Genomic DNA, 21,708 nt, shown 5'->3' with positions numbered 1-21,708 from the left:
TAGATCAGACCTCTTCGACGCTGCTCGGCTCGCGCCGGGACAGGTCGATGCCGAGCTCCTCCGCGGCACGGAAGACGTCCTCGTCCGTGTCCCTCATCTCGATCGACATACCGTCGCTGGAGAGGACCTCGACATTCAGACAGAGTGACTGCATCTCCTTGATAAGGACCTTGAAGGACTCGGGAATGCCCGCCTCGGGGATGTTCTCGCCCTTGACGATGGCCTCGTAGACCTTCACGCGGCCCAGCACGTCGTCGGACTTGATCGTGAGCAGTTCCTGAAGGGCGTACGCCGCGCCGTAGGCCTCGAGGGCCCACACCTCCATCTCACCGAAGCGCTGGCCACCGAACTGGGCCTTACCGCCGAGCGGCTGCTGGGTGATCATGGAGTACGGACCGGTCGACCTGGCGTGGATCTTGTCGTCGACCAGGTGGAGCAGCTTCAGGATGTAGATGTAGCCCACCGAGATCGGATGCGGGAACGGCTCGCCGGAGCGGCCGTCGTACAGCCGTGCCTTGCCGTTGGCGCCGACCAGACGCTGACCGTCCCGGTTGACCATCGTGTTCTCCAGGAGACCGACGATCTCCTGCTCGTGCGCGCCGTCGAACACCGGGGTCGCCACCTTGGTGTTCGGCTCGACCGTGGCCAGGTCCTTCTCGCGAAGGCGCTCGGCCCAGGCCTCCTCGATGCCGGTGACGTCCCATCCCCGGGCTGCGATCCAGCCCAGGTGTGTCTCCAGCACCTGGCCCACGTTCATTCGCCCGGGAACGCCGAGCGGGTTGAGCACGATGTCGACCGGCGTGCCGTCCTCGAGGAACGGCATGTCCTCCACAGGGAGGATCTTGGAGATGACGCCCTTGTTGCCGTGGCGGCCGGCGAGCTTGTCACCGTCGGTGATCTTGCGCTTCTGCGCCACGTAGACGCGGACCAGCTCGTTCACGCCCGGGGGCAGTTCGTCGCCCTCCTCGCGGCTGAACACGCGGACGCCGATGACCTTGCCGGACTCGCCGTGCGGCACCTTGAGCGAGGTGTCTCGGACCTCACGCGCCTTCTCACCGAAGATCGCCCGCAGCAGCCGCTCCTCCGGGGTCAACTCGGTCTCACCCTTGGGAGTGACCTTGCCGACCAGGATGTCACCGGTCACGACCTCGGCGCCGATGCGGATGATGCCGCGCTCGTCGAGGTCGGACAGGACCTCCTCGGAGACGTTCGGGATGTCCCGCGTGATCTCCTCCGGGCCCAGCTTGGTGTCACGGGCGTCGACCTCGTGCTCCTCGATGTGGATCGAGGAGAGGACGTCGTCCTGCACCAGGCGCTGGGACAGGATGATCGCGTCCTCGTAGTTGTGGCCCTCCCACGGCATGAACGCCACGAGCAGGTTCTTGCCGAGCGCCATCTCGCCGTTCTCGGTGCACGGGCCGTCGGCGACGACCTGGCCGACCTCGACCCGGTCGCCCTCGGCGACGATCGGCTTCTGGTTGAAGCAGGTGCCCTGGTTCGAGCGCTTGAACTTGGCGACACGGTAGGTGATGCGTGTGCCGTCGTCGTTCATGACCGTGACGTAGTCGGCCGAGACCTCCTCCACCACGCCCGCCTTCTCGGCGGCGATGACATCACCGGCGTCGGTGGCCGCGCGGTACTCCATGCCGGTGCCGACCAGCGGAGCCTCGCTCTTGAGCAGGGGCACCGACTGACGCTGCATGTTCGAGCCCATGAGCGCGCGGTTGGCGTCGTCGTGCTCGAGGAACGGGATCATGGCGGTCGCGACCGACACCATCTGGCGCGGCGAGACGTCCATGTAGTCCACCTCGGAGGGGTGCACCGCCTCGAACTCGCCGCCCTTGCGGCGGGCCAGCACCCGGGACTCGGCGAAGCCGCCGTCGGCGTTCAGGACCGTGTTGGCCTGGGCCACCACGTGCCTGTCCTCCACATCGGCGGTCAGGTAGTCGATCTCATCGGTCACCCGGCCGTCGACGACCCGGCGGTACGGAGTCTCCACGAAGCCGAAGGAGTTGACCCGGCCGAAGGACGACAGCGAACCGATCAGACCGATGTTCGGGCCTTCCGGCGTCTCGATGGGGCACATGCGGCCGTAGTGCGACGGGTGCACGTCGCGGACCTCGAAGCCGGCGCGCTCCCGGGACAGACCACCCGGACCGAGGGCGGAAAGACGCCGCTTGTGCGTCAGACCGGCCAGCGGGTTCGTCTGGTCCATGAACTGCGACAACTGCGACGTTCCGAAGAACTCCCTGATCGACGCGGTGACCGGGCGGACGTTGATCAGCGTCTGCGGAGTGATCGCTTCGACGTCCTGGGTGGTCATTCGCTCACGGACGACGCGCTCCATGCGGGCCAGGCCCAGGCGGACCTGGTTCTGGATGAGCTCGCCGACCGTGCGCAGCCGCCGGTTGCCGAAGTGGTCGATGTCGTCGGTCTCGACGATGACCGAGCCGTTCTCGCCCATCGTCTCCTCGCCCGCGTGCAGCCGTACGAGGTATTCGATGGTGGCGACGACGTCGTCCTCGGTCAGCGTGCCCTGCGTGATCTCCGAGTCGACCCCGAGCTTCTTGTTGAGCTTGTAGCGGCCGACCTTCGCCAGGTCGTAGCGCTTGGGGTTGAAGTAGAGGTTCTGCAGCAGGGTCTGCGCGGACTCCTTGGTCGGCGGCTCACCCGGACGCAGTTTGCGGTAGATGTCGAGCAGCGCGTCCTCTTCACCGGACGTGTGGTCCTTCTCCAGCGTTGCCCGCATCGACTCGTACTGACCGAAACGCTCCAGAATCCGGTCGTTCGTCCAGCCGAGTGCCTTGAGCAGCACCGTGACGGGCTGCTTACGCTTGCGGTCGATGCGCACGCCGACGCTGTCGCGCTTGTCGATCTCGAACTCGAGCCACGCGCCCCGAGACGGGATCACCTTGCAGCCGAACAGGTCCTTGTCAGAGGTCTTGTCGATCGTGCGGTCGAAATAGACCCCCGGCGAACGCACAAGCTGGGAGACCACGACACGCTCGGTGCCGTTGATGATGAATGTGCCCTTGGAGGTCATGAGCGGGAAATCGCCCATGAACACCGTCTGGCTCTTGATCTCACCGGTCTCGTTATTGATGAACTCCGCCGTCACGAAGAGCGAGGCGGAGTAGGTCATGTCCTTGTCTTTGCACTCGTCCACGGAGTGCTTGGGCGGCTCGAACCGATGGTCGCGGAACGACAAGGACATGTTTCCGGAGAAGTCCTCGATGGGACTGATCTCCTCGAAGATCTCTTCGAGACCTGATTGGGCGGGAACGTCCTTGCGCCCGGCCTGGCGAGCTGCCTCGACCCGGGCCTTCCATTTCTCATTGCCGACCAACCAGTCGAAAGACTCGGTCTGCAGGGCGAGAAGGTCGGGAACTTCGAGCGGCTCCTCGATACGTGCGAACGACACGGTACGGGGACCGACGGGTACGGCGGAGGCGTTGCGCGAGGCTGCCAACAGATGTCCTTCCGAGGGCTCGCGGACTGACTACACGCACGCCAGACGACCAGAATCAAGGAGTTTCGGAGTCACTCAGCGAAGCGGTCGTCAAAGGGCAGCGCAAAGGGGCAGTGTAGCCGATAGGCATACACCTGTCCACTCCGCTTTCGCTCTACGCTCCACGTTGCTGGCAGCATCACCCGTCAGCGGCGATACGTCAACCCCAAGAGCCGACATTTCGCCTAACTCACAGCCGCCACGCTGGGTGTTTCCCTTCACGGGACTCGCGAACGCCAGGGTTCCAGTCCCTACCCGAGAGCCCGTCCGGGTAACGCTCTGTCACGCGAAGGGTCCAACGCTGACCGTGGGTCGACGCTGCCGTGCCGTAGGTATCCCACCCGTATCCGCGTCCTAAACACGGCCTTTGCTAACAATTAAATAACGCGAACTACCGAACGGGAGCGTCGCCCAGCAGGGTGGACAGCCGAGCGACCCGCCAGCCGTCGCCCTGCGTAACCAGGACAAGCCGGGCCCTACCCTGGCTGATCTCCTGCCGGGGGCTCTCCTTCCCCGGTGGCGTACTGGTCGTGACCATGTTCACGAACACCAGCACGTGGACCTCGTCCGGGGTCGCCGACTCCACTCCCGCCGCCACCACCACTGCCTGCTGAACCGTCTTCCGCTGCCGGGCCTGTGGCCCCAGCGTCCCGGCGAGTTCACGGAAGTGAGCCACGAGGCTTCCGGTGGCATGACCGCTCGCCCTGGCCAAATCCCGATCAATCGTACGATAGTCGTACGACAACATCTCAGCGGCATATAACCGGGCAGCCGTGCGGGCCGACGCGGCCGACGCGTCACTCCCCTGTAGGCGGCGCAGGTCGAGGAACATCCACAGGGCCGCGGCGGCCAACCCGACGGCCACGAGCGCCAGCAGGGCGGGCAGCACCCTGCTCCGCCCGCGCCTCCGGCTCACCCGTACCTCCGGCTCACCCGTGTCTCCGTCTCACTGCACCAGTTCCGAGTCGGAGACCAGCCACCGGCCGGAGACCCCGGTGACCGTCATGCGCCAACGGAAGAACCGCTCCTCAGGCGCAGATTTCTTGCCGTCCTCCCAATGGATCACCGCGTCGGCGACGATCAGGACCTGCGCCTTTCCCGCTTGGGCAGACTCCAGGGCGGATGCCCGTAGCACCCCCGTCTGCACGACTTTGTTCTTCAGGGTGGCGGCCCGTAACGCAGCCCGGCCGTCGGCGTACCGCTCGTGCTCCCGGCCCGTGGATGTGACAAGAACCCGCTTCATGTCCTCATCGATGGTCCGGTGGTTCAGGGACAACAGGCTCATCGCATGAGCCGCCGCCGCACGCACCGCCTCCTGTCGAGCCTCGACCGCGTCCCACGCCGCGCCCCGGCTCGCCCTGACCTGGAAGGCCGTTCCCGACAGGACCGCCACGAGGACGACGAGCCCGATGAACGGAACTCGCCGCCGCATGCCCGCCACCCCCTGCTCCCGATGGTCCCGCTGCTCCCCTGCCGACCGCGCCAGGAGCGGTAGTTCCGAACATAGATCAGCTTGCGCGATCTGCCCACCGGTTCGGCGATCGTCGTACGACTTCCACGCCGCGCGGCCACACGGACTGCGAACATGCGAAAGGGGCGGACCATCCGGCACCTGGATGGACCCGCCCCTTTCGGAAGAGCGTTACTTGACGGTGACCGTCGCGCCGGCGCCCTCGAGGGCCGCCTTCGCCTTCTCGGCCTGCTCCTTGTTGACCTTGCCGTCGAAGACCGGCTTCGGAGCACCGTCGACCAGGTCCTTGGCCTCCTTGAGGCCCAGGCTCGTCAGAGCGCGGATCTCCTTGATGACCTGGATCTTCTTGTCGCCGGCGGCCTCGAGGACGACCTCGAACTCGTCCTGCTCCTCGGCCTCCTCAGCGGCGGCGGCGGGGCCGGCCGGGCCGGCCGCGGCAACGGCGACGGGGGCAGCGGCCTTGACGTCGAAGGTCTCCTCGAAGACCTTAACGAACTCCGACAGCTCAAGGAGGGTCATCTCCTTGAAGGACTCGAGCAGCTCGTCGGTGCTGAGCTTCGCCATGATGGTGTTCCTCTCGTGGATCTAGCGAAAAACGTGAAAAGGGACCGCGGTGCGCGCTTCCCCCGCCGCCTGCGCGGACCTTACTCGCCGGCCTCTTCGCGCTTGGCGCGCAGAGCCTCGGCCAGTCGAGCCATGTTGGTGGGCAGCGCGGCGAAGGTGGCGGCAGCCTGGGACTGCTTGGCCTTCAGCGCACCGGCCAGCTTCGCGAGGAGCACCTCACGGGACTCGAGGTCGGCAAGCTTCGTGATTTCGGTCGGGGTCATCGACTTGCCGTCGACGACACCCCCCTTGATCACCAGGAGGGGGTTGGCCTTGGCGAAATCACGCAGACCCTTGGCCGCCTCGACCACGTCGCCCTTCACGAAGGCGATGGCGGTCGGCCCCTGGAACAGGTCGTCCAGGACGCTGATCCCGGCGTGATTCGCCGCGATCTTGGTGAGCGTGTTCTTCGCCACGGCGAACTTCGCATTCCCACCGAGCGAAACGCGCAGCTCCTTGAGCTGGGCGACGGTGAGACCACGGTACTCGGTCAGAACGGCGGCGCTGGAGCTCTCGAACTCGCTCTTGAGTTCGGCGATCGCACCGCTCTTGTCTGCCTTCGCCATGGGCCTCCTTCCAGATGTGCCACCGGCGAAGGCCCACAAAAGCGGACAAGCCCCGGCGCAGGCGCACGGGGCTTGGACTGACGTGACACGTCCCAAGCTTCTACATACACCTACGCGGGCCACCCACTGAGTGGATCCTTCGGCAGCCAGGCTGTGAGCCCGGCGACGACCGGCGGTCTTCGGCAGAAGCCAGAATACGTGTCAATCCCCAGGACGCCAAATCAGCCGCCCATCGGGAGGTTCTGCGGAAGATCGCCCACCTGGTCGGCCGGCGGCGCCTTGATCTCGACGGGTTCGTTGAATGCCTTGAAGAGCATGGTGGCGGCGAACGCGCCCTCCTTCTGCTCCCCGCTGAGCTGCACCTTGCGGGGCAGCCCGTCGCCGTCGATCCAGGCGTCGAACTTCATGTCCTTCGCCTCCGCCGGGAGCTGGCCCTTCATGTTCTTCTGAGCCTCCGCCGGAAGCTGCTTGATCGCCTCGTCGATCGGGAACGTTCCCGCGTAGTGCGTGGTGTCGACGCCCCCGACCTGCTCCGCGCCGACCTCCTTGACGTCCTTGGACGCCGTGAGCATCGTGACGCTGGTCTTGAGGTCCATCTGCTTGGACTGTCCGAGGAGCTGGTCGACGTTGACTCCCGCGGAGGAGCCGATTTGTTTGAGGTCCACCTTGACCCACGGCTTGGTAGAGCCCGTGAGGGCCTTCAGCATGTCCATCTTCATGTACATCACATCGCCCAGGAGGATCACCCGCATGCCCCCGGGCAGGTCCTGGCCGGCGAACGAGACCTTGTCGAGGGTCGTGTCCGTGGCCAGCTCAGGGGTCTTCTGGTAGAGCATCGTCCCCTGAATGTTGCCCTTACCCTGCGCACCCGCCGTGATGTCCATGACGAGGTCGGCAGAGTAGGAAGTGACCTCATCGGCCTTCTTCGCGCTCTGCGTGAGCACCGCGGCGGCCGAAAGCTTGGCGTTCTCCAGCGTCGGCGTCGTGGTCGAGCCACATCCCGCGATCGTGATCACGGCCGCCGCACCAGCGGCCACCAGAAGTCGGCGCATCGTTGCATCCCTTCTGTTCCCCGTTTACTTACCCTTGACCCTATTGGGCGAAGGAGCCGAACGCGGCGAACCGCGGAAATTCCCATGAAGTGTGTACAGCCGCTGCACTCTTCTCCGCCCGTACGGCACAGCCGGTCTCGCGCGAATCACGCTGTTCGGTGGAAACAAGAAAACCTGAATGCACGAAAGAACCCCCGCCCGGCGATGGGCAGGGGTTCTTCCGATTTTCGATCAGACGATCAGGCCTCGATCTCGGCGGTCAGTCCTCGCGTCACGTTCGGGTCGACCAGGATGCCCGGACCCATGGACGTGCTGAAGCTGACCTTCTTGAGGTAGCGGCCCTTGGCGGCCGACGGCTTGAGACGCAGCACCTCGTCAAGGGCGGCGGCGTAGTTCTCCACGAGCTGACGCTCACTGAAGGACGCCTTGCCGATGATGAAGTGCAGGTTCGCGTGCCGGTCGACACGGAACTCGATCTTGCCGCCCTTGATGTCGGTGACGGCCTTGGCCACGTCGGGCGTGACCGTACCGGTCTTCGGGTTGGGCATGAGACCACGCGGACCGAGCACGCGGCCCAGGCGGCCGACCTTGCCCATCAGGTCCGGGGTCGCCACGACAGCGTCGAAGTCGAGGCGGCCCTTGGACACCTCGTCGATGAGCTCGTCCGCACCCACGATGTCAGCGCCGGCGGCGCGGGCCTCCTCGGCACGGGCACCGGTCGCGAAGACCAGGACCCGGGCGGTCTTACCGGTGCCGTGCGGGAGGTTGACGGTGCCGCGGACCATCTGGTCCGCCTTGCGCGGGTCGACGCCCAGGCGCAGGGCGACCTCGACGGTTGCGTCGAACTTGGTGGTGGCCGTCTGCTTGGCCAGCCGGGCGCCCTCCAGCGGGCTGTACAGGTTCTCGCGGTCGACCTGGGCGGCCGCGTTCTTCCAGCTCTTGCTGCGCTTCACTTGATGCTCCTTGTGGAGTTCGTGGTCCGGGCCGGCGCAGGCCCTGCCACAGTGCTCGGTTGCTTGGCTCGCGAGGACTAGTCGGCGATCGTGACGCCCATGGAACGGGCGGTGCCGGCGATGATCTTCTCAGCGGCCTCGACGTCGTTGGCGTTGAGGTCCCGCATCTTCGTCTCGGCGATCTGGCGGAGCTGCTCGCGGGTCAGCTTGCCCACCTTCTCCTTGTGCGGGCTCGGGCTGCCCTTCTGCAGGCCGGCCGCCTTCTTGATCAGCTCAGGCGCCGGGGGCGTCTTCGTGATGAAGGTGAAGGTGCGGTCTTCGAAGATGGTGATTTCGACGGGGATGATGTTGCCCCGCTGAGATTCCGTGGCAGCGTTGTACTGCTTGACGAAATCCATGATGTTGACACCGTGCGGACCGAGCGCGGTACCGACCGGCGGCGCGGGCGTGGCCTGTCCAGCGGGAAGCTGGACCTTCACCAGCGCCGCGACTTTCTTCTTAGGAGGCATTTGTCCTTCTCCGGGTCCTTGGTCCTACAAAATCCTCGCGCATGCGCGCGAGGACGACTATCGAGTCTAAGTCAGACGGTCAGATCTTCGAGACCTGGTTGAACGACAGCTCCACCGGCGTCTCCCGCCCGAAGATCGACACCAGCACCTTGAGCTTCTGCGACTCGGCGCTGATCTCGCTGACGGTGGCCGGGAGCGTGGCGAACGGCCCGTCCATCACGGTGACCGACTCGCCGACCTCGAAGTCGACGGTCGCGGTGACCGTCTTGGTCGTCGTCTTCTTGACTTCCTCGGAGGGCTCCGGTGCGAGCAGCTTGGCGACCTCGTCGAGGTTCAGCGGGCTCGGCTTGTTCGAGAGGCCGACGAAACCGGTCACACCGGGCGTGTTTCGTACAGCGGCCCAGGACTCGTCGCTCAGTTCCATGCGGACCAGCACGTAACCGGGAAGCACCCGCTCCTTGATCGGAGTCTTCTTGCCGCCCTTGAACTCGGTGATCGTGTGAGTCGGCACCTCGACCTGGAAGATGAACTCCTCCATGTTGAGGTTGCCGATCCGGCTCTCGATGTTCTGCTTCACACGGTTCTCGTAGCCGGCGTAGGAGTGGATCACATACCACTCGCCGATCTGCCCGCGAAGCTGACGCTTGAACTCTTCAACCGGGTCGACGTCCGGGACGACGTCGCCGTCCTCGTCGACTTCCGGCGCGGCCGAGGTCGAGTCGGCGTCGTCGCCGGCAGCGTCTGAGTCGACGGCCGCGGTGTCGCCGACCTCCGCTACGGCCTCGTCCTGCTCGGTCTCCCACTCGTCGCGGGAGTGGTCGGCCGGCATCGGGGACTCGGACACGAGACTCTTCCTTCTTCGTTCGGTGACTTGACGTGCTGGGACGTCTCGGATCGAATCCGGATCAGGATCCGCTGCCGAAGAGCCAGAGCACAGCCTTACCCAGCAGGGTGTCGAACCCGAACACAAGGCCAACCATGATCAGCACAAAGACCAGGACCACAGCCGTGTACGAGACCAGCTCGTTTCGCCGTGGCCAGATGACTTTGCGCAGCTCAGCGGCGACCTGCCGATAGAAGAGGGCGGGAGAGGTGCGCTTGGTCTTCTTCTCACCGGTCGACTTGCCTGGCTTTCCAGCGGTCTCGCCGCGGGTGTCGATCGCCACAGTCCTCACCTGATCCGTCGTGTCCGTCGCAGCTTGCGGCGCGCTTTTCACGCCATTGTTGCGCGGACCGCACTCCGCAGGGCACGAGGGACTCGAACCCCCAACCGCCGGTTTTGGAGACCGGAGCGCTACCAATTGCGCCAGTGCCCTAGGCCGTGCACCACGATACCCGAGAAACGCCCTGATGCGTCCGCACGTTCCCCGCGTGGCCCACTAGACGGTGAAGTGTACGGGGGAATCGCGGCTACGTCGAACCGACGTTGTCCACGCCGACCGCGTCCCAGCTCACAGCGTCGCCCGGAGATCGCCTCCGTGCCCCTCGACCGTACCGCAGCACGGCCTTCCAGTGCCGGATATGGCGGGGAAACCACATGGGGGATCTGGAACGATGGAGGCATGACCCGACCTCGCATCTCCGCGCGTATCTCCGCGATCTCCGAGTCCGCGACGCTGGCCGTGGACAGCAAGGCCAAGGCGATGAAGGCCGCCGGTCGCCCGGTCATCGGCTTCGGCGCCGGCGAACCCGACTTCCCCACACCCGACTACATCGTCGAGGCGGCCGTCGAGGCGTGCAGGAACCCCAGATTCCACAAGTACACGCCCGCCGGGGGCCTGCCCGAGCTCAAGCAGGCGATCGCCGACAAGACGCTGCGCGACAGCGGGTTCCAGGTCGACGCCGCCCAGGTGCTCGTGACCAACGGTGGCAAGCAGGCGGTCTACGAGGCGTTCGCCACGCTGCTCGACCCGGGCGACGAGGTCCTGGTGGTCGCTCCGTACTGGACGACCTACCCCGAGGCGATCAAGCTGGCGGGCGGTGTCCAGGTCGACGTCGTGACCGACGAGACGACCGGCTACCTCGCCTCGGTCGAGCAGCTCGATGAGAAGCTGACCGAGCGCACCAAGGTGCTGCTCTTCGTCTCCCCCTCCAACCCGACCGGCGCCGTCTACACCCCCGAGCAGGTGGCGGAGATCGGCCGCTGGGCGCTCGACAAGGGCCTGTGGATCGTCACCGACGAGATCTACGAGCACCTCGTGTACGGCGACGCCGCGTTCTCCAGCGTGGCCACCGCCGTACCCGAGCTGCGGGACCGCGTCGTCGTGCTGAACGGCGTGGCGAAGACCTATGCGATGACCGGCTGGCGGGTGGGCTGGCTCATCGGCCCCACCGACGTCGTGAAGGCGGCGACCAACCTGCAGTCGCACGCGACGTCCAACGTCTCGAACGTCGCGCAGGCCGCCGCCCTCGCCGCCGTCTCCGGTGACCTGTCGGCCGTCTCCGCCATGCGCACGGCCTTCGACCGCCGCCGCCAGACCATCGTCAGGATGCTCAACGAGATCCCCGGTGTGGTCTGCCCCGAGCCGCTGGGCGCGTTCTACGCCTACCCCTCGGTGAAGGCGCTGCTCGGCAAGGAGGTCCGCGGCAGGCGGCCGCGGTCGTCGGCCGAGTTGGCCGAGATCATCCTCGAGGAGGCCGAGGTCGCGCTGGTGCCCGGCGAGGCGTTCGGCACTCCTGGTTACTTCCGGCTCTCGTACGCGCTGGGCGACGACGACCTGGTCGAAGGCGTCAGCCGTCTGGCCAAGTTCCTCGGCGAAGCTCACTAGGCTGACGACGAAGGCCCGGATGGCGGCATCCGGGCCTTTTCGCATGTCCTAGCCGGCCGAGATGGCCGCCGAGTCCAGGAGCGCATCACGCGTGCTCGGGGGATGCGGCACCATATGAAAATGGCACGTCCACTCGACACGCTGCCCAAGGCACATCTGCACCTGCACTTCACCGGCTCGATGCGGCACACGACGCTGATCGAGCTGGCCCGGGAGCAGGGCGTCCATCTGCCCGACGCGCTCGTCCAGGACTGGCCGCCCAAGTTGCGGGCGACCGACGAGCGGGGCTGGTTCCGGTTCCAGCGGCTCTACGACATCGCACGGTCGGTGCTGCGGCGGCCGGAGGACGTCCGGCGACTGCTGCACGAGGCGGCGGCGGACGAGGCGCGTGAGGGTTCCCGCTGGCTGGAGATCCAGGTGGACCCCTCGGGGTACGCCCAGCGGTTCGGCGGGCTGACATCGACGCTCGAGCTCGTCCTCGACGCGGCCGAGCAGGCGGCGCGGGCCGCGGGCATCGGCATGGCCGTGGTCGTGGCGGCCAACCGCACCCGCCATCCCCTCGACGCGCGGACGCTCGCCCGGCTGGCCGCGCAGTACGCCGGGAAGGGGGTCGTGGGCTTCGGCCTGTCCAACGACGAACGGCGCGGACGCGCCAGGGACTTCGACCACGCCTTCCGGATCGCCAAGCGGGCCGGGCTGCTCGCCGTACCGCACGGAGGTGAGCTGCTGGGCGCGGCCAGCGTCGAGGAGTGCGTCGACGATCTGGACGCCGACCGGCTGGGCCATGGCATCCGCGCGGCTGAGTCGCAGCGGCTCATGGAGCGGCTGGCCGACCGGCAGATCACCTGCGAGGTGTGCCCGCTGTCCAACGTGGGGCTCGGTGTGGCGGAGCAGCCCGAGGACGTACCGCTGCGACGGCTGTTCGACGCGGGTGTCCCGATCGCGCTCGGCGCCGACGACCCGCTGCTGTTCGGCGCCCGGCTGCTGCCGCAGTACCAGCTCGCCCGGGACGTGTACGGCTTCACCGACGCGGAGATCGCGGAGATGGCCAGGCAGTCGATCAGGTCGTCGGCGGCGCCGGAGACGGTGAAGAAGGAGATCATCACTGAGATCGACACCTGGCTGACCACCCCGGAGTGATCCCCCCACGGTTTGAAAGCCGCGTCGCGACGGAAGCTTCCCAGGTGACGGAACGCCTTGACGAAGGCCCCCTGAACGACGTCCTCGGCCTCGTCACCCGCTCCCAGGAGGCTTTAGGGGTAGGACATCGGGTGAAGGCCGCGGAAGCGGCACCCCGGAATCCGGTGACCACTACACTTTCGACGTCCGTCAGCGCGTAAAGAGGATCTTATGTCTGGGTATGACCGTGTAGTCCAGCCCGCGGCCGGAGACGATGCTCTGGAGAACCACCTCGGTGGCGATGAGGCGAAGAACTACCGGCAGTACGAGTTCGACATGGTCGCCCCGCACGTCGGACGCTCAATGCTCGAGATCGGGTCCGGTCTGGGGCATTTCGCCGAACAGTTCCTCCCGCGTCTCGATCGGCTGGTCGTGAGCGACTTCGATCCGTACTGTGTCGAGCAGCTCGAGAAGCGGTTCGCCCATCGCGACGACGTCTCCGTGCTCCAGTTCGGGCTGCCGGCCGAGATCCCCCTGGCCGATCCGGTGGACACGGTCGTGATGATGAATGTCCTGGAGCACATCGAAGAGGACGCCGAGGCCCTGCGGTCCCTCGCCAGGGTGACCGCGCCGGGCGGACGTATCATCATCTGGGTTCCCGGATACATGCAGCTTTATGGGGACTTTGACCGCAAGGTCGGACATGTAAGGCGGTACACCCCCACCACGCTCCGCGCCGCGGTCACGGCCGCCGGGCTGGGCGTCGACGTGCTCAAGCCGATCAACTTCCTGGGCGGCATCGCGTGGTGGGCCGCGGTACGGCGAGGCGGCGTCGGCTATCCCGATCCGCGGCTCGTCAAGATCTACGACCGGACCGTCGTGCCGATGACGCGGTTCATCGAGCGCATCATCCGGCCGCCCTTCGGCCAGACCGTCTTCTGCGTGGCACGCGTCCCTCAATAGGCGCAATCTCAATAAACGCAGTCCACGCGGTTGGTATCGGGCGAGTATTCACATCGACAGCGCTTATCAGGCTACTGGTGGGTAGGTATCCCATTACGGGACGCGTCCCGCGGATCCCGGGACGCGGCGGGAGGCCCACTGTCTGAGGAGGCCGCGATGACCACCGACTACGCCACCGCACGAGAAGTCGCCGAGCAGGCACGTGAGACTGAATGGACCCGGCCGAGCTTCGGCAGGCAACTGTTCCTCGGGGACTTCCGGCTCGACCTCGTGCACCCAGCGCCGAAGCTGCCGGAAGAAGAGATCAAAAAGGGGGACGCCTTCCTGCGGACGCTGCGGCGGTTTCTGCAGGAAAAGGTCGATCCGCCGCAGATCGAGCGTACGGCCGTCATCCCCGACGAGGTGGTCAAGGGCCTGGCCTCGATCGGCGCGTTCGGGATGACCATCGAGGAGGAGTACGGCGGGCTCGGCCTGGCTCACCTCTACTACTGCCGGGCGCTGCAGCTCACCGCGTCGTACTGCCCGGCGCTGAGCGCGCTGCTGTCGGCGCACCAGTCCATCGGGGTTCCCCAGCCGCTGCGGCTGTTCGGGACGCCTGAGCAGAAGGAGCGTTTCCTCCCTCGGTGCGCGAGTGGGGAAATTTCCGCGTTTCTCCTGACCGAGCCCGATGTGGGGTCCGACCCCGCGCGGCTGGCCACGACCGCGGTCCGCGACGGGCACTCGTACGTCATCGACGGCGTCAAGCTGTGGACCACCAACGGCGTCGTGGCCGACCTGCTGGTGGTGATGGCCCGCACCGGCGCCAGGATCTCGGCGTTCGTGGTGGAGGCCGACAGCCCCGGGATCACGGTCGAGCGCCGCAACTCGTTCATGGGCCTGCGCGGCATCGAGAACGGCGTCACCCGCTTCCATCAGGTCCGTGTCCCGGTGGAGAACCTCATCGGCCGCGAAGGCCAGGGCCTGAAGATCGCCCTGACCACGCTGAACACCGGGCGCCTCTCGCTGCCCGCCACCTGCGCGGGCGCCGCCAAGTGGGCCACCAAGATCGCCCGCGAGTGGTGCGGGGAACGGGTCCAGTGGGGGCGCCGCCTCGGCGAGCACGAGGCGGTGGCCCGAAAGATCGCCTTCATCGCGGGCACGGCCTACGCCCTCGAAGCCGTCGTCAACCTCGTCAGCCGCCTCGCCGACGACGAGCGCAACGACATCCGCATCGAGGCGGCCCTGGCGAAGCTGTACGGATCGGAGCTGGCCTGGCAGGCCACCGACGAGCTCGTCCAGATCAGGGGCGGGCGCGGCTACGAGACGGCCGAGTCCCTGCGCGCTCGCGGTGAGCGCGGCGTGCCCGCCGAGCAGATGCTGCGCGACCTGCGGATCAACCGCATCTTCGAGGGCTCGACCGAGATCATGCATCTGCTCATCGCCCGCGAGGCCGTGGACGCCCACCTGTCGGTCGCCGGGGAACTCATCAACCCGAAGGCCGATCTCAAGGCGAAGGGGCGGGCGGCCGCCAAAGCGGGCGGCTTCTACGCCAGATGGCTGCCGAGCCTGGTCGCCGGGGCAGGGCAGTTGCCGAATTCCTACGCCGAGTTCGGCGCGCTCGCCCATCACCTGCGCTACGTCGAGCGCACCAGCCGCAGGCTCGCCAGGTCCACGTTCTACGGCATGTCGCGCTGGCAGGGACGGCTGGAGCACAAGCAGGGCTTCCTCTCCCGGATCGTGGACATCGGCGCCGAGTTGTTCGCCATGACCGCCGTATGCGTCCAGGCCCAGGAGGACGCCGTCGAGTACGGGCGCAGGCCGTACGAACTGGCCGACACCTTCTGCCATCAGGCGCGCCTGCGTGCCGAGGCGATGTTCGACCGACTGTGGGAGAACACCGACTCCCGTGACGTACGGCTGGCTCGCCTGGTCCTCGACGGCCGGTACGCGTTCCTGGAGGAGGGCGTCCTCGACCCCTCACTGGACGGTCCCTGGATCGCCCAGTCGCGACCCGGGCCGTCGGATTTCGAGGACGTGCATCGGCACGTCAGGTAGTTTTGTCGGCCCTCGGCCCGTCCGGGCCTCTTCTCGATCGAGAGGGGCCCGGACCGGCCGTTCCCGCCAGGGGCCGAGGAGCCGACCTCAGACCGAGACGAGCACCGCCGGATCGATCGTGAGCTCGACCGGAGCGCGGACCTCCAGCAGGTCCCCGGCGAAGACCCGCTCGGCCCGCCGATAGACGCCATGACCGGGCACCAGCGTCCAGACCGTGATGTTCGGCTTAGGTTCCAGGTCCACCACCCAGTACTCGCCGATCCCCGCTGCGGCGTACTCGCTGGGCTTCTCGTATCTGTCGGTGCGCTCGCTGCCGCTCTCTCGAGATACGACCTCGACCACAAGGAGCAGGTCCGCTCCCTGATAGGCCCGATCGTCTCGCTCGATTGCCCGCCGAGCCGCCTTGCCGTCGATGACCGCGACATCGGGCACGCGTATCCCGGTGGACGTGAACACGTCGACAGGACCATTCACGTAGAGATCCGCGCCGACTCGTGTGACCGCCGCTTCCAGCTGCATCCGCAGGTTCCGAACCGCGTGGTCGTGGCGAATGCTGGGCCAGGGCGACATGACGATCCATCCGTTGACGAGCTCATACCGAGCATCCCTGGGCATTCGATCCAGGTCGGCGATCATGTACGGTCCGTGATTATAGGAGTGCTCACGATCGTCGTAAGCGACGCTCATCCCGCCTCCTTCACCCGGATTCCACGAGTCACGGTTCAGCGTAACCCAGCGGAGCCCGGGGCGAAGGGCACCCCGGCGCGGGGTGCCCTCGAAGCCGTACGGAGATCAGAGTCGTTCGATGATCGTGACGTTGGCCTGGCCGCCGCCCTCGCACATGGTCTGCAGGCCGTACCGCCCGCCGGTGCGCTCCAGCTCGTGCAGCAGCTTGGTCATCAGGATCGCGCCGGTGCCCCCGAGGGGGTGGCCCAGGGCGATCGCGCCGCCGTTCGGGTTGGTCTTCGCGGGGTCGGCGCCGATCTCGCGCAGCCAGGCGAGCGGCACCGGCGCGAACGCCTCATTGATCTCGATGACGTCGATGTCCTCGATGCCGAGGCCGGCCCGCTCCAGCGCCCTGCGCGTCGCGGGAATGGGCGCGGTCAGCATGTAGACGGGATCGTCTCCGACGAGTGACAGCGTGACGATCCGGGCGCGTGGCGTCAGGCCGTGCTCGCGTACCGCCCGCTCGGAGGCGACGAGCACCGCGCCCGAGCCGTCCGAGATCTGCGACGAGGTGGCCGCCGTGATCCGCCCGCCCTCGCGCAGGGTCTTGAGTTCGGCCATCTTCTCCAGCGTGGTGTCCGGCCGGGGACCCTCGTCGTCCTCGACGCCGCCCACCGGCGCGATCTGGTCCTTGAAGTAGCCGTTGGCGACGGCCTTGGCGGCCCGCTGGTGGCTCTCGTAGGCGTAGCGCTCCAACTCGTCGCGCCGCAGATCCCACTTCTCGCACATCAGCTCCGCACCGCGAAACTGGGAGATCTCCTGGTTTCCGTACCGCTCGACCCACTTCTCGCCGAACGGGAAGGGCATGCCCTTCTCCAGCGCGGCCGTGATGCTCGATCCCATGGGCACGATGGACATCGACTCGACGCCGGCGGCCACCACCAGGTCCTGCGTGCCGGACAGCACGCCCTGGGCGGCGAAGTGGACAGCCTGCTGCGAGGACCCGCACTGCCGGTCGATCGTGACGCCCGCCACGCTCTCCGGGAGGCCCGCGCTGAGCCAGGCGTTGCGTGCGATGTCCATCGACTGCGGGCCGAACTGCATGACACAGCCCATGATCACATCATCGACCGCGGCGGGATCCACGCCGGTGCGTTCGACGAGGGCAGCGAGAGTGTGCGCGGCCAGGTCGGTCGGGTGAACCGTGGACAGCCCGCCCTTCTTCTTGCCGACGGGGCTGCGGACCGCGCCGACGATGTACGCCTCTGCCACAGGAGTCCTCCAAACAAACCGAGCAAAGTTCGGTTACTTGAGAGGCTACATCAGAACGTTTGTCCGGCACATGGGCCACACCCCGACGATCCAATGCAAGATCATGGACGACATATCGCGAGGTCAGGAGGTATGTGTGCGAGTTTCTGCAAGCTCACGACAGGGGTTTGCGCAGGCCAAGAGGCATGACTGACAGTTTTCGCGAGATCACAACCTGGGGTGGGGGGATCGCCGTCGGAAGTTCAGGTGTGGCGGCCGGGGAGGATGTCCGCCGGCTCGACGAGTTGGAAACCGCCCTCGTCGGCGGCGATGCCCCGCAGCCGCTGCGCCAATGCCAGCGCCACCTCCGCTCGGGCCGCCAACGCCTGTCCGTCGGTGTCGCCCTGGGACCCGTCGACGGTGCCGGTGGCGTCTTCGGCGCCGGGCCCATCGCCCACGGCACCCGTGGGCTCGTTCGCGTCCGGGGAAGCGAGCGGGGAGATCTTCGCGATTACGATCTCGGTGAGGTACGGCCAGCGGACCCGGGCGGCCGGGGGGATCCCACGACCTTCCTCGATGGTGACAACCGTGTCGGCTCCCACGTAGACGTCCGTGATGGCGCCCTGCCCCATCGGCACGCGGACGATGCCGTCGACCAGCTCGCCGTCCGGCCACCGGTCGACGTCCAGCGACTCGACCGGGCTGAGGAGCTCTCGGAGGATCTCGATGGTCTCCTCGGGCGAGGGCGCGGCGGGCAGGTAGACGACGGGGTCGCGCCGTTCGCTCTCTGTCGGATCGGTCGGCTCCCCCTGACACAGGGACCAGCCGGCCAGGCGGAACGCGATGCCCTCCGCGAGGCTCTTGTCGAAGAAGTCCACCGGCAGCGGCCCCTCCGCGGTGACCCGGCATGCCCAGAGACGTTCCTCGCCCTGCAGGCCGAGCTTGGCCAGGATCGCGCCGGTCACCTCGATGGCCGCGAGAATCCGGGAACTGCCCGCAAGGATGTCGTCACCGTCGAAGACCGCCTCGGGGTCGGCGAGTTGCGCGACGGCCAGCAGCGTCTTCGGGTCCGGCCGGGTGGACAGCAGCACCGTCGGTCCGGTGCGCAGCCGGCCGGGCAGTAGGAGATCGGAGAACCAGCCCACAGCCCCTCCTCTTGATCGCTTGTTGAGACGATAGCCTCACCCGGCGCGATACACGAGCAGTTCCGCGGACCTGCGCGCACTCACGACGTTCAGGAGTCCGCCTTCGCGAGCCGAGTTCCGGTCATAACGGCATAAACGATGACATTGTCGACGTAATGGCCGGTCGCATGGCTGTACGTACCTCCGCAGGTGATCAGCCGGAGCTCCGCGTTCGCGGCATCGCCGTACACCCGGCCGGTCGGGAACGTCTGCTTGGCCGCCTGCTCGATGCCGCCCACGGTGAAGACCGCGATGGTGCCGTCCATCCGAACGACCTCGATCTGGTCGCCGTACTGCATCTCGTGCAGTCTGCTGAAGACCGCGCCGCGGGTCCGGGTGTCCTTGTGGCCGAGCATGATGGCCGGGCCGACCTCGCCCGGCGTCGGGCCGCCCCGATACCAGCCGGCGAGGTTGTGATTGTTGATCGGCGGAGTTTCGATGGCGCCGGACTTGTCCGTACCGACCGATCTGATCGGCGCGTTGACGCCCAGCTTGGGGATGATCAGCCGCTTGGGCGAGGAGGGCTGCATCGGCGGAGCCGCGGGCAGGCGCGGGAGCGGCGGAGGTGCGGTCGGGTCGGCCTGCGTCAGGGGGTTCCCGGGGCCCCCGGGGCCGACGGTGGCCGCCATCTGGTTCACGCCGTCCGGCCGTTGCAACGACGTACGGTCCGGCGTGGTGTACTGGTCCGGCGACATGATCATGAATCCGGCCCCGATGAGGACGATCACCAGGCCCACGACGGCGGCGAGGATGAGCACGCCCCTGATCGCCTGGGTACCGAGCCCCTCCACGCCGCTCCCGGGCCGCGCCTCGGCGTCCTCCTGAGTCCGCGGTTGGACCTGCTGGTGCAGCACGACCGGCTGGAAGATCGGCTGGCCGTACACCGGCTGGGGATAACCCTGCGGCACGAAAGCACCGGGAACACCCTGGGCGCCGGCGTTCCCCGTGGGCGGCCCGAACGGCCCGCCGGACCCATCCGGCGGATAGTGCCCGGGCGGTGGCGTGCCCATGAGCTGCCCTACTGCCGTACGGCCCGGCGGCGGGTGCGCAGCACGAGTCCTCCGGCGGCCGCCGCCAGCATCAGTCCCGCCCCGGTGAGAATGAGGACCCTCGCATCCGGGCCGGCCTCACCGCCCCCGCCCGTGGACACGCCGCCGTCGGGCGTATTCACCTGGCCCTTCTTCTTCGGTTTCGGCGACGCGCCGAGTGTCACCGTCTCGTACACGGTTTTCGTGTGCCGGGGTGTCGGAGTCGCGCTCGGTGTGGCGCTCGGAGATGGGCTGGGCGAGGGGCTGGGCGAGGGGCTGGACGAACTCGACGCGGAGGGCGTGACGGTGACGGAAACCTCGGCCGGGGCGATGTTCGCCCCCGCGGTCCCGACCGTACAGATGTACATGACACCGCCACCGGCGGCCGAAACGACCTGAAGCGTGAACTTCTCGGCCTTCACGACGAGCGTCCCGGCCACGGTGGGCGTCACCGTCGCGCTGATCGTCGGGAACGGGATGGGGGAACCGGCCTCGATCTTCGCCTGAGGCACAGCGGTCGCCGTAGCCGTGACCGTGGCGGTCGTGTTGGCCGCGGGCCCCGTGATGACGAGTTCACCGACCATGACGATGTGATCGGTTGTGGGGATCTCGGCAACGGCCTTGAGTTGCCGCTCGACCGGCACGTTCGCCTGGGAGTTCTCCCACGACAGCGTGACCGGCTCGGATGGTGTCGCGCTCGCGGGACCTCCCAGCGTCACCGACAGATCGGGCGAGGGCGGGACCTCCGTCGACGGCGTGGGAACGCATACGTACGACACGGTCTTGGGAGCCGGCGCCAGCGCGCCCAGGGCGGGCAGCCCGAAGAAGATGACGCCGGCGCCGACCGCTCCGGCCAGGGCCGCCTTCCTGATGACAGGACCCCGCGCCCCTGACCTCAGCACTGGCTTGTCTCCCATCCCAAATCACCCCAATAACCGGCGCACCAGGATCTCAGGATTCGGACACTCTTGGAGAGAGAATCCTCAATCGGGTACGCGCAGGACCCGCGCCGGGGCCCGCACAAGTCGTGAAATTGGCATGATCTCCCCACAGGAAGGTAATCTACCAGTCAACTTCCCCCCGGTCTGATCTTGACAAGCGTTCGTGGCGACGATGCTCGGAAAGACCCCTCGAACCGCGGGGTCACTTCTTGCCGCGGGTCGAGGTCAGCGTGGCGTACACGATGATGTTGTCGGTGTAGTGATGCGCTTTGGCGTTGAACACTCCGCCACACGTGACCAGGCGGAGTGACGCCGTGGCGGTGTTGCCGTACACCCGATTGGTCGGAAATTTCAGCTTGCTGACCTGTTCGACCCCGTCCACGGTGAAAATGGCGGTTTTACCGTCCGCACGCTGTACGGCGATCTTGTTGCCGCGCTTGATCTCGCGCAGCCGGCTGAACACCGCGGCGCCTTGACGCGTGTTCACGTGACCGAGGATGACCGCCGGCCCCTGGTCGCCGGGGGCGGGCCCGAACCGGTACCAACCGGTGAGGTTGGGCTTGCTCAGCGGCGGGGCATCGATCTCACCCTTCTTGTCCACGCCGATCGAACCGATCGGGGCGGACACCCCGATCGACGGGATCCTGATCCTGGTCGGCCTGCCCTTCGCCCTCGTGAGCGCGGACATCCTCGACGTCGCCGCCGAGGCCGTTTTCGGGGTCAGCGTGAGCGGCGGAAACGGCTGAAGCGCGGGATCCGGCGGTGGCGCCGCCGGGTCGGCCGCGGTCAGCGGCGCGTCCGGCCCGCCAGGCCCGACGGTCGCCGGAAGGTATGCGATGTTGCCCGCGCCCTGGATGTCCACCCGACCGCCGGGCGACTCCGGCTCCGCCGGCGACAGCACGGCCAACATCCCGATCATGACCGCGATGATCCCGCCGAAGGAGCCGACCACCAGCAGCGCCGCGAGGACGGGCTGCGGCAGCGCCCCGCGCGCCGGCTTGGCGGCTTCCGCGCCCGGAGCACCTTCAGCGGGAACGGAGCTCTCCCCCGCGGCGGGGGCGCCGTCTGGAGTGGACATCATCGTCGCGGTCC

The 21,708-nt window shown here is 67.2% G+C and carries 20 protein-coding genes, 1 tRNA gene and 1 pseudogene; 4 read left to right on the top strand and 18 right to left on the bottom strand.

From position 1 onward, the window contains the following. Nucleotides 1–4: 4 nt before the first annotated feature. The 11 genes from rpoB to ACFHYQ_RS20560 form a co-directional block, all read right to left on the bottom strand. Entirely contained in the window at nt 5–3,469 is a 3,465-nt protein-coding gene (gene rpoB / locus ACFHYQ_RS20610) for a DNA-directed RNA polymerase subunit beta (protein ID WP_394302782.1), read from the bottom strand. Between the two features lie 430 nt (nt 3,470–3,899). After that, nucleotides 3,900–4,424: an Rv1363c family protein gene (locus ACFHYQ_RS20605; protein WP_394302781.1), complete on the bottom strand. Its 525-nt coding sequence runs from the start codon at nt 4,422–4,424 to the stop codon at nt 3,900–3,902. 30 nt (nt 4,425–4,454) lie between these two features. Beyond that, on the bottom strand, nt 4,455–4,940 hold the full coding sequence (locus tag ACFHYQ_RS20600) for an Rv1363c family protein (RefSeq protein ID WP_394302780.1): 486 nt from the start codon (nt 4,938–4,940) through the stop codon (nt 4,455–4,457). 210 nt (nt 4,941–5,150) lie between these two features. After that, on the bottom strand, nt 5,151–5,543 hold the full coding sequence (gene rplL / locus ACFHYQ_RS20595) for a 50S ribosomal protein L7/L12 (RefSeq protein ID WP_394302779.1): 393 nt from the start codon (nt 5,541–5,543) through the stop codon (nt 5,151–5,153). Nucleotides 5,544–5,623: 80 nt separating this feature from the next. Continuing rightward, a complete protein-coding gene (gene rplJ, locus ACFHYQ_RS20590; RefSeq protein ID WP_394302778.1) occupies nt 5,624–6,148 on the bottom strand; it encodes a 50S ribosomal protein L10 in 525 nt (174 codons plus the stop codon). A 221-nt stretch (nt 6,149–6,369) separates the two neighbouring features. Further along, nucleotides 6,370–7,200: an SCO4651 family lipoprotein gene (locus ACFHYQ_RS20585; RefSeq protein WP_394302777.1), complete on the bottom strand. Its 831-nt coding sequence runs from the start codon at nt 7,198–7,200 to the stop codon at nt 6,370–6,372. A gap of 239 nt (nt 7,201–7,439) precedes the next feature. Beyond that, complete coding sequence (rplA, locus tag ACFHYQ_RS20580; protein WP_394302776.1) at nt 7,440–8,153, bottom strand: 50S ribosomal protein L1; 714 nt, start codon at nt 8,151–8,153, stop codon at nt 7,440–7,442. Nucleotides 8,154–8,230: 77 nt separating this feature from the next. Next, entirely contained in the window at nt 8,231–8,662 is a 432-nt protein-coding gene (gene rplK, locus ACFHYQ_RS20575) for a 50S ribosomal protein L11 (protein WP_394302775.1), read from the bottom strand. Between the two features lie 79 nt (nt 8,663–8,741). Next, complete coding sequence (gene nusG / locus ACFHYQ_RS20570; protein ID WP_394302774.1) at nt 8,742–9,506, bottom strand: transcription termination/antitermination protein NusG; 765 nt, start codon at nt 9,504–9,506, stop codon at nt 8,742–8,744. Between the two features lie 61 nt (nt 9,507–9,567). Then, nucleotides 9,568–9,828: a preprotein translocase subunit SecE gene (gene secE, locus ACFHYQ_RS20565; protein ID WP_204014473.1), complete on the bottom strand. Its 261-nt coding sequence runs from the start codon at nt 9,826–9,828 to the stop codon at nt 9,568–9,570. Nucleotides 9,829–9,905: 77 nt separating this feature from the next. Then, a tRNA-Trp gene (locus ACFHYQ_RS20560) sits at nt 9,906–9,978 on the bottom strand. A gap of 246 nt (nt 9,979–10,224) precedes the next feature. Here ACFHYQ_RS20560 and ACFHYQ_RS20555 point away from each other — a divergent pair. Together ACFHYQ_RS20555 and ACFHYQ_RS20550 are read left to right on the top strand one after the other, a co-directional pair. Beyond that, complete coding sequence (locus ACFHYQ_RS20555; RefSeq protein ID WP_394302773.1) at nt 10,225–11,430, top strand: pyridoxal phosphate-dependent aminotransferase; 1,206 nt, start codon at nt 10,225–10,227, stop codon at nt 11,428–11,430. A gap of 120 nt (nt 11,431–11,550) precedes the next feature. Further along, on the top strand, nt 11,551–12,570 hold the full coding sequence (locus ACFHYQ_RS20550) for an adenosine deaminase (protein ID WP_394302772.1): 1,020 nt from the start codon (nt 11,551–11,553) through the stop codon (nt 12,568–12,570). A gap of 17 nt (nt 12,571–12,587) precedes the next feature. Here the strand turns inward: ACFHYQ_RS20550 and ACFHYQ_RS20545 are convergent. Beyond that, nucleotides 12,588–12,677: pseudogene (locus tag ACFHYQ_RS20545) on the bottom strand (sigma factor); the annotation flags it as partial. Nucleotides 12,678–12,780: 103 nt separating this feature from the next. Between ACFHYQ_RS20545 and ACFHYQ_RS20540 the strand changes: the two are divergent. Continuing rightward, on the top strand, nt 12,781–13,512 hold the full coding sequence (locus tag ACFHYQ_RS20540; protein ID WP_394302771.1) for a class I SAM-dependent methyltransferase: 732 nt from the start codon (nt 12,781–12,783) through the stop codon (nt 13,510–13,512). A gap of 156 nt (nt 13,513–13,668) precedes the next feature. Beyond that, on the top strand, nt 13,669–15,546 hold the full coding sequence (locus ACFHYQ_RS20535) for an acyl-CoA dehydrogenase family protein (protein WP_394302770.1): 1,878 nt from the start codon (nt 13,669–13,671) through the stop codon (nt 15,544–15,546). Between the two features lie 87 nt (nt 15,547–15,633). Here ACFHYQ_RS20535 and ACFHYQ_RS20530 read toward each other — a convergent pair whose 3' ends face one another. From ACFHYQ_RS20530 to ACFHYQ_RS20505, 6 genes are all read right to left on the bottom strand, one after another. Next, complete coding sequence (locus tag ACFHYQ_RS20530; RefSeq protein ID WP_394302769.1) at nt 15,634–16,233, bottom strand: Uma2 family endonuclease; 600 nt, start codon at nt 16,231–16,233, stop codon at nt 15,634–15,636. Nucleotides 16,234–16,338: 105 nt separating this feature from the next. Then, a complete protein-coding gene (locus ACFHYQ_RS20525) occupies nt 16,339–17,484 on the bottom strand; it encodes an acetyl-CoA C-acetyltransferase (protein WP_394302768.1) in 1,146 nt (381 codons plus the stop codon). A 242-nt stretch (nt 17,485–17,726) separates the two neighbouring features. After that, entirely contained in the window at nt 17,727–18,608 is an 882-nt protein-coding gene (locus tag ACFHYQ_RS20520; RefSeq protein WP_394302767.1) for a hypothetical protein, read from the bottom strand. An 89-nt stretch (nt 18,609–18,697) separates the two neighbouring features. Further along, nucleotides 18,698–19,657: a class F sortase gene (locus ACFHYQ_RS20515; protein ID WP_394302766.1), complete on the bottom strand. Its 960-nt coding sequence runs from the start codon at nt 19,655–19,657 to the stop codon at nt 18,698–18,700. Nucleotides 19,658–19,665: 8 nt separating this feature from the next. Then, entirely contained in the window at nt 19,666–20,592 is a 927-nt protein-coding gene (locus ACFHYQ_RS20510) for a hypothetical protein (protein ID WP_394302765.1), read from the bottom strand. 226 nt (nt 20,593–20,818) lie between these two features. Next, nucleotides 20,819–21,697 carry a class F sortase gene (locus tag ACFHYQ_RS20505; protein ID WP_394302764.1) on the bottom strand — a complete coding sequence of 293 codons (879 nt, stop codon included), beginning with the start codon at nt 21,695–21,697 and terminating at the stop codon, nt 20,819–20,821. Nucleotides 21,698–21,708 lie beyond the last annotated feature (11 nt).

Origin of the sequence: Sphaerimonospora cavernae, from assembly GCF_042435035.1 — a bacterium.
Taxonomy (GTDB): Bacteria; Actinomycetota; Actinomycetes; order Streptosporangiales; family Streptosporangiaceae; genus Sphaerimonospora; species Sphaerimonospora cavernae.
Note: the sequence above shows the minus strand (reverse complement) of the source record. Positions and strands in the feature narration are given on the sequence as shown.

Excerpts from the sequence above, each read along its gene's own strand:
- ACFHYQ_RS20600 (WP_394302780.1), bottom strand. The coding sequence starts at position 4,940 with ATGCGGCGGCGAGTTCCGTTCATCGGGCTCGTCGTCCTCGTGGCGGTC.
- rplL (WP_394302779.1), bottom strand. The coding sequence starts at position 5,543 with ATGGCGAAGCTCAGCACCGACGAGCTGCTCGAGTCCTTCAAGGAGATG.
- rplJ (WP_394302778.1), bottom strand. The coding sequence starts at position 6,148 with ATGGCGAAGGCAGACAAGAGCGGTGCGATCGCCGAACTCAAGAGCGAG.
- ACFHYQ_RS20585 (WP_394302777.1), bottom strand. The coding sequence starts at position 7,200 with ATGCGCCGACTTCTGGTGGCCGCTGGTGCGGCGGCCGTGATCACGATC.
- rplK (WP_394302775.1), bottom strand. The coding sequence starts at position 8,662 with ATGCCTCCTAAGAAGAAAGTCGCGGCGCTGGTGAAGGTCCAGCTTCCC.
- ACFHYQ_RS20555 (WP_394302773.1), top strand. The coding sequence starts at position 10,225 with ATGACCCGACCTCGCATCTCCGCGCGTATCTCCGCGATCTCCGAGTCC.
- ACFHYQ_RS20550 (WP_394302772.1), top strand. The coding sequence starts at position 11,551 with ATGGCACGTCCACTCGACACGCTGCCCAAGGCACATCTGCACCTGCAC.
- ACFHYQ_RS20540 (WP_394302771.1), top strand. The coding sequence starts at position 12,781 with ATGTCTGGGTATGACCGTGTAGTCCAGCCCGCGGCCGGAGACGATGCT.
- ACFHYQ_RS20535 (WP_394302770.1), top strand. The coding sequence starts at position 13,669 with ATGACCACCGACTACGCCACCGCACGAGAAGTCGCCGAGCAGGCACGT.
- ACFHYQ_RS20530 (WP_394302769.1), bottom strand. The coding sequence starts at position 16,233 with ATGAGCGTCGCTTACGACGATCGTGAGCACTCCTATAATCACGGACCG.
- ACFHYQ_RS20515 (WP_394302766.1), bottom strand. The coding sequence starts at position 19,657 with ATGGGCACGCCACCGCCCGGGCACTATCCGCCGGATGGGTCCGGCGGG.
- ACFHYQ_RS20510 (WP_394302765.1), bottom strand. The coding sequence starts at position 20,592 with ATGGGAGACAAGCCAGTGCTGAGGTCAGGGGCGCGGGGTCCTGTCATC.
- ACFHYQ_RS20505 (WP_394302764.1), bottom strand. The coding sequence starts at position 21,697 with ATGATGTCCACTCCAGACGGCGCCCCCGCCGCGGGGGAGAGCTCCGTT.